This is a genomic window from Xenorhabdus santafensis (assembly GCF_033949405.1).
Lineage (GTDB): Bacteria > Pseudomonadota > Gammaproteobacteria > Enterobacterales > Enterobacteriaceae > Xenorhabdus > Xenorhabdus santafensis.
This window is the reverse complement of the sequence record NZ_VCDN01000039.1, coordinates 1-7,963: the sequence shown is the minus strand read 5'-3', so window position 1 is coordinate 7,963 and position 7,963 is coordinate 1. Positions and strand designations below refer to the sequence as shown.

Genomic DNA, 7,963 nt, shown 5'->3' with positions numbered 1-7,963 from the left:
GTTGGGTACTAATTGTCAACTTAAAACGAGGGGAGCAACACACTCCGGGATGAGTCAATGGCACCAAAATCCAATGAATTTTGGTGAAGATAATGTTGATTCTGAAGGTAGATAAACATGCTAAAGAAGCAAAATAGGCAGTGGACGGAAAAGCAGCACCATTACCTCAAATGGATAGCATGGGCGAATATCTTTGCCCAAGTAGCCTTTCCCGTCGCGGCAGCATTTACGCCTGCCATAGCAATCTCCAAAAGTGAACTTCATGCCCAGGAAATCCATCGGCAGATAGGGCAGATCCGTCCTTACCAGTTGACGACCGGCGAAAGCGTCAAAACGGTGGCAAAGCGTCATGGCTTGACCGTGACAGAGTTAAAAAGGCTCAACCAGCAACGGGAATTCCATAAGCCATTTGCGAAACTGGGGGCCGGCGATGAAATTGACGTGCCGCATTCCACAACGGAGCCGTTACTGGCTGACAGTCTGAACGCCGCGGCTGACGCACCTGCCACAGATAATCGCACCGAGCGTTGGCTGGCGAGCACCGCCTCTCAAGCGGCCAGTATGATAAAAAGCGGCAATGTGGTGGAAAGCACCAAAAGCCAATTGCGCGGCATGGCCGTCAATGAAGTGAACCAAACCGTGCAAAATTGGTTGCAACGTTACGGTAACGTCAAAGTGAAGGCCAGTATGGATGATCGCGGGCGGCTGGATGGCAGCGAGTTCGACATGCTGCTGCCCCTGTATGACACGGCAAAGCACCTGACGTTTACGCAGTTTGGCCTGCGCCACATCGACAGCCGCACCACGGCAAACGTCGGGCTGGGACAGCGCCATTTCTTTGATGATGGTATGTTCGGCTATAACGCCTTCCTCGACCACGATATTACCCGTGACCATACCCGTTTCGGTATCGGGGCGGAATACGCCCGTGACTTTATGAAATTTGCCGCCAACGGTTATTTCCGCGGCAGTGGCTGGAAGGATGGCAAGAAACTGACGGATTATGAAGAGCGCCCGGCCAACGGTTTTGACTTGCGGGCGGAGGGCTATGTGCCGACCTATCCCCAGTTGGGCGGTAAACTGATTTACGAACAGTATTTCGGCCATGAAGTCGGCTTGCTGAGTGAAGATCGGCGGCAGAAAAACCCGGCGGCCTTTACCCTCGGTGTGAATTACACCCCCATTCCGCTGGTCACCCTGGGGCTTGACCGCCGCCAAAGCGCGTCCGGGGGCGGAGAAACCCTGTTTAATCTCGGCCTCAATTATCAAATTGGCACGCCGTGGTCAAAACAGGTTGATCCGGGTGCCGTGGGCTTCACCCGTACCCTGCAAGGCGGGCGCTATGATTTGATCGACCGTAATAACCAGATCGTGCTGGAATACCGCAAGAAAAACCTGATCCGCCTGATGATGGAAACCCGGATTAGCGGGCGTGGCGGGGCCATTATTCCGTTAAACGTGACGGTCAGCGCCAAAAAGGGCCTGAAAGAGATTGTCTGGGATACGGCGAATTTACTGGCGGGGGGCGGTCAGTTGATCAACGCCGGCGCGTCCGTGTCAGCGGACAAGGCCGCCACCGGCTCTGTCAGCGGGGGTACCCATTACCTGCTGATCCTGCCGCAGTATAAGGATAAGGCAAACAACACCTACAGCCTGTCCGGTGTGGCCTATGACACGCAGGGCAATGCTTCTGAGCGGGTGGAAGCCCAAATTGTGGTGACGGCATCGGCGATTGACCCGGCCGGCTCCGGTTTTGACCCGGCCAATAAATCCATGGTGGCCGATGGCAAAACCCAGACGGTTATCCGCCTGAAACTGGTGGGCACGGACGGCAAACCGGTCAGCGGGGCGGCAGGCAGCATTGTCCTGACAGAAGATAAATCCAAGCTGACGGGGGACGGTAAAGATCCGGTGCTGGGCACTGAGGTCAAAGAAGTCCCGGAAGGCAGCGGTATCTATGAAGTCACGGCCACGGCCGGTGAGAAACAGGACAAGTGGATCATCACGCCCAAAGTCGACGGCCATGAATTGGCGCCGACGGTGATTGATTTCAATCGTTCCTTGGCCGACATGATTGATACCGAAAAAACCCAGTTCAGGCCCGACGCTGATACGTTGCATAAGAAAGGGGACGCGACGGATATTTACCTGATACTTAGGGACAAGAATGACAATCCGATCACCGGCGTTGCCGACCAGATCAAGCTGGTGGAAGACCGGAGTGGGCTGTATGGACAGGGCGCCAACCCGACCGTGACTGCCATCCAAGAAGATCCGGCCGGCAGTGGGGTCTACAAGGGGAAGATCACCGCCCAAGACACCAAAGGCATCCTGAAAATTACGCCAGAGGCGGACGGCACAGTGATGGAATCGGCCGTGGTGACCGTGAGTCAGTCACTGGCGGCGATTGTGGACCCCAAAGGATCCGCCTTTATCCCGGCGACAAACGCCCTGTCGGCTGACAATAAAGACAGCACCATCATGACGCTGGTACTGAAGGACAAGGATGGCAATCCTATCAAGCATGCCAAGGACAACATTACGTTTGAGGATAACGGCGATCAACTGACCGGGGGCGGAAAAAATAATCCGGTCATCGGCAAAGTGTGGGAAGAGCCGGAAGGCAGCGGCACATATAAGGTGAAAGTCGGGCCGGGCGATAAAATCGGCAAGTGGAACATTACCACCAAAGTAGACGATGTTGTGCTGGAAACGCCGACCATCATTCACTTTGCGGCCAACAAAGCGGATCTGATTGATCCGAGTAAATCCACCTTTACTGCTGAAAAATCGGTGTTGCCGAATGGGCAAGATACCACGATGCTTGTTGTGGACGTGAGAGATAAGGACAACAACCCGCTCAGTGGCCTGGAAAAAGAGATCACGCTGATAAAGGATAATCAGAGGTTGTATGGCACAGGTCACCTGCCGCACTACGGCGATTTTAAAGAAACCCCGCCGGGCAGTGGTAAATATGTTGCGCCGGTCACCGCCGAGGAGAAAAAAGGCGAATGGACATTAAAGGCGGAGGTGTTCGGTCAATCGATAGGAGAACCGGTAACCCTTAAGTTTGGTCAATCACTGGCCGAGATATTAAACCCGAACAGCCCCAAAGTTGAATCGGCGGATGGCAGTTTTGCCCTGCCGGCGGATGGCAATTCGGAGAAAACCCTGAGGATCACCCTGGAAGATACAGAAGGCAATCCTATCCCGGGTGCCCAGGACAGTATTAAGGTGAGTGGCAGCGGGGAGTTACAAGGCGACGGTAAAGCGCCGCTGATCACGGACGTGAAAGAAATCGGCAACGGGGTGTATGAAGTGGGGGTCAGGGCGGGTCAACAAACCGGCTCTTGGACAGTGGACACATCAATTGAAGGCACGGGCAGGACAAAACCCGTCACGCTGGAATTTGAAAAAAACCAAGCGCCTGCTATCAGCAAGTTGATGCTGAGTGGAGAATTAGCGATTGGTAATACCCTGACGGCCACCTATCAGTTTGACAGTAATGGCAGCAATACCACCGATCGCTCGTTCTATGTTTGGGGGCCAAAAGGGACGACCGCTGAGCGGGTGATGAAACTGGCGGATGCCGCCGGCGCGAAAGAGCCGGCTACGCTGATGCAGAAAAACGGGGAAGGTCAGGTGAATGGGGGCACACCGATAACCTACCAGATCCAAGAAAGTGACTACAACAAGGTATTGGAAGTCTCCATACTGGCAGTCAATGGCATTAACCTGCGGGCGAAAAAGCCGGAAACCCGCGTGGCCGTGTATGACCCACAAAACCCCGACGGGATTGTCGGCGGCAATCGCAACGGCGGTGTTGCTGATCCCAATGCCAAACCGAGCATTGACAAGATTGTCCTGACGGGCGAATTAGAAATTAATAAATCGCTGACGGCGACCTATGACTTCAATGATAACGGTGGGGATGCGACAGACAAGTCCCTGTATGTCTGGCATGACAAGGGCGACACCCTCAATCCTGATAATTTTAAACCGGTAGAAGACACCGCTTCACGTACGCTGGAAAGAGCGCTGGGCGATCAAGATGCAGGGAAAACCCTCGCAATTACCATTAAACCCGTTAATGGTAAGCAAAAAGAAGGTGGGATTAAAACGGCGGATATCAGTATGGCTGATGCCAGCATCAACCAGACCACCCCTAAAGGCGGAAGGCCGGGCACCATCCTTGATCCTAACTCAGCCCCGTCCATTGATGGCCTCAAGTTAACAGGCGAATTGTACGACTTTGCAGTTTTACACGCCGAATATGTATTTAACCCTAATAATGGAGAGGTGACAGACAATTCCCATTATTTCTGGAAGCGTTTTGAATCAATAGACGGCAAGGATGGGCTCAAAGAAGATGTCCATGAACCGGGAGCCAAAGGCGATGTGGATGGAAAAACCATTCTTAGTGGTGCAATCCCCTCTTATACCTTAAGCAAGGACGATAATGGCAAACTGTTGGAGTTCACTATTATACCCAAAAATATTTTGAATAAAACCGGGGACGCTAAGACCATCAATACGAGGCAGAGTGACGGCACACTCACCGGAGGAGTTAATGGCACAGTAATTAATCCAGACAAAGGCCCTAGCATTGAGAAATTAACGATTAAGGGGGCGCTGGAAATGGGGCAGGTACTGGAAGGCTCATATATTTTCAACAAACACGATAAGGATGATGTGGATCAATCCACCTACCTTTGGGGTATTAAATATCCGGCCAATAATACTGAAGGGAAAGAATCCCCAGAGAAAAGGGTTAGTAACGAGGGTGAGCAGATTAGAGATTCTAAAACAGTACCTTCTTATACACTGACACAAGAAGACAGTGGCCATGTTATCCAGCTTGCCATGGTGCCACGTAGCCCACGTGCAGTGAAAGGCAAAGTAAAAATGATGGTGGGTAAAACCGAGGTAACAGATACAAACGAGCAGAAACTTGCGGGCAATGTTACTGGAGGAAATCCGAATGGCAGCATCAAAGGCATTGCTACTGATTTCGGCATAACCCCGAGTAAAGCGGCAGTGGAGGCGGATGGTTCTGACGCAGTTATCGCTAAGAAAACTGACACTATCCCGATCACGCTCACCATTAAGACTACCAATGACGAAAAACCTGTTGGTGGTGTCCCTGTCACCCTTAAAATGTCTGCCATAAACCGCCAAAAGGAACAGGAAAAAACAGTGACGGTAAAACTGGCTGTGTCAGAAGGAAAATTGGAAGGTAAGGACGGTATTTACAGTGGTTATACGGATGAAAACGGTTATCTTGTTATCAATGTCACTGACCCTGATGGCATCGGGACACGCACAACATTGTCGATAACAGTCGATGGAAGAGCAAATAAACAAGTAACGAAATCACAGGATGTTATCTTTACCGTGCTTACCAGCCCGAATACGGTTAAGGCCAAATATTGGGGGCATATGGAAGATTATATTACAGTTGGTAGTAAAAAATACTCGCGACCTCAGTTAGCTACTGAGTTAAATGCTGGATCCAACATAAAAAGAAACAATGAAGAATGGGGTACTGGAAAATGGAATAAAGTAGAAGATTACTGTAGTAATAGCAGTAATAGCAGTAATAGCAGTAATAGCAGTAAGAAATTTTGGAAATTACCTGTCGTAGATGAGGTGATAGCTATAAGTAACGCTTATCCAGATACAACTCCTTATACAGTTTACGGTTGGCCTACTAATGATACCAGGGATGGCCTTACTGTATGGACAACTACTCTGTGGAATAAAAACGGAGGAGATAATAATAGAGAAGTAATGGCTATACCCTCTAAGAATGGGGGAAGTGCTGGCAATAATGAACCAGACGGGGGAGCTTCATTTTCAGTCATTTGTCGGCTTCATGATGACTAAGACGGTAATGTATATTTAATTCACTTTCTGCTAATAAAATTCCTCTCTATGAGGAGAGGGAGATTAATGAAAAAGTGCCGATTTTTTTATCCGGCACTTTTTTTATCAAGCTCCGTTCACCAAATGAAAATTGTCCCAGATCAAAAAAACACCGTAAAAAATCAATTTTTATAATTACGCATAAAGTTCCCTTTAAGCCTGCCGATAACACTGGCATAGCAATCTATTACAAAAGGGAAGTCATGTTTAACCGAATGAAAATAGTGACGGGACTTATTGCAGTCATCGTACTATTTGGTGCTTTGCAATTTATCTCCGGGGGCTTGTTTTTCAGTAACTTGAAGAAGGATACAGAAGCCTTTGATATGATGGATCAAATTCGCGAGCGGCAAAAATTACTGGACGAAAGCTGGATTAATATGCTGCAGGCCCGTAATAACCTGAACCGCATTGCTATCGTCATGATCTCGAGGGCTCAGAAAGTTGAGAACGATCAGGATATGGACGATATCTGGGTAGAGGCCAGAGCCAATATTACTCGTGCGGATCGCCGTTTTGATCAATTTGAAAAGTTGCCGGCACTGGCACTCCATGATTTAGAGCGTCTCCAGCAATTGAAGCAAACTCAGCGTGACTACCTTAATGCCTTGAAAGATTTGGATAGCATGCTTTCAAAGGGCGATTTCAAGGGCTTTTTTGACCAGCCAACCACCGTTTTGCAAAATGCATTTGATGCGGAATACATATCCTATCTGAACACCAATGACAAACTTTATGGTGACGTTTCGGATGCTGCTGATGTCGCTTATCGTAATGTTATCATCAGTCTGATCACTATATTTGTGCTGTTGATTGGGGTAATTACAATAAGCTGGATCGGGTTGCGTAAGGCGTTAATTGAACCATTAAATCATTTGTTGGATAGTATCAAGGCCTTCTCTAAAGGTGATTTGACTCAGACCATTCACATTTCTTCTAACAATGAAATGGGCATGCTGGCTGTCGGTTTGAGACACATGCAGGAAGAACTGATCAACACGGTCAGAAGCGTCCATCAAAGCACCGAAACCATCTATACCGGCACCAGCGAAATTGCTGCCGGCAACAACGACCTCTCTTCACGTACTGAACAGCAAGTGGCTTCACTGGAAGAAACTGCGGCCAGCATGGAAGAGCTGACCGCGACAGTAAAACAAAATGCTGACAACGCCCGCCAAGCCAGCAACTTGGCTGATAATGCCTCTGATATCGCCCGTCAGGGAGGTAAAGTGGTGGCTAATGTTGTTCAGACTATGCATGACATCGCTGACAGTTCTCGCAAAATCTCTGATATCACTGGCGTGATTGATGCCATTGCGTTCCAGACCAATATCCTTGCACTTAATGCGGCGGTAGAAGCAGCCCGTGCGGGTGAGCACGGACGTGGTTTTGCCGTTGTGGCGGGTGAGGTTCGCAATCTGGCACAACGCAGTGCTGAAGCAGCTAAAGAGATCAAAGCACTGATTGAAGATTCTGTAAATCGTACAGATACCGGTTCTATACAGGTAGAAAGTGCGGGCGAAACGATGAACAAAATCGTCGACTCAGTGACTCGCGTGACGGATATCATGGGCGAAATTGCATCGGCTTCGGATGAGCAGAGCCGAGGAATTACTCAGGTTGGTGTAGCGATTTCCGAGATGGATAGAGTTACCCAACAAAACGCATCTTTGGTTGAACAATCTGCGGCTGCGGCTGCGGCATTGGAAGAGCAGGCCAAGATATTGACCAAAGCCGTTGCGTTGTTTCAGTTACCGGAGCAGGCAGAAAGGATACAGCCTGAAAGAAGAAAACATGAAGTTTTCTTGACCAAGAAGACGTCAAATCCTCCAGCTAATAAAACGAATTCTCCCGCACTGAAAAAAAGCAGTGATGTGGAAGACCCATCCAATTGGGAAACATTCTAAAAAAATAATAGCTATACGCAATGGATTTCAAGTTGCATCGCGGCGGCAAGGGAATGAACCCCAGGAGCATAGATAACCGTATGTTTATCAAAACGGTGACTGGGGTGAATGAGTGCAGCCAACAAAGAGGC

3 protein-coding genes are annotated in these 7,963 nt (G+C 49.3%); 2 read left to right on the top strand and 1 reads right to left on the bottom strand.

The genetic code is table 11. The features are described 5' to 3' along the window. Positions 1-120 precede the first annotated feature (120 nt). Entirely contained in the window at positions 121-264 is a 144-nt protein-coding gene (locus FE392_RS10375; protein ID WP_319930153.1) for a hypothetical protein, read from the bottom strand. A gap of 297 nt (positions 265-561) precedes the next feature. On the opposite strand from FE392_RS10375, the gene FE392_RS10370 reads away from it, so the two are divergent. Beyond that, positions 562-5,886 (top strand): inverse autotransporter beta domain-containing protein, encoded by a 5,325-nt coding sequence (locus FE392_RS10370; RefSeq protein WP_319930152.1) that lies wholly within the window; start codon positions 562-564, stop codon positions 5,884-5,886. Between the two features lie 242 nt (positions 5,887-6,128). Continuing rightward, positions 6,129-7,832, top strand: a complete 1,704-nt coding sequence (locus tag FE392_RS10365) for a methyl-accepting chemotaxis protein (RefSeq protein WP_319930151.1) — start codon at positions 6,129-6,131, stop codon at positions 7,830-7,832. Positions 7,833-7,963 lie beyond the last annotated feature (131 nt).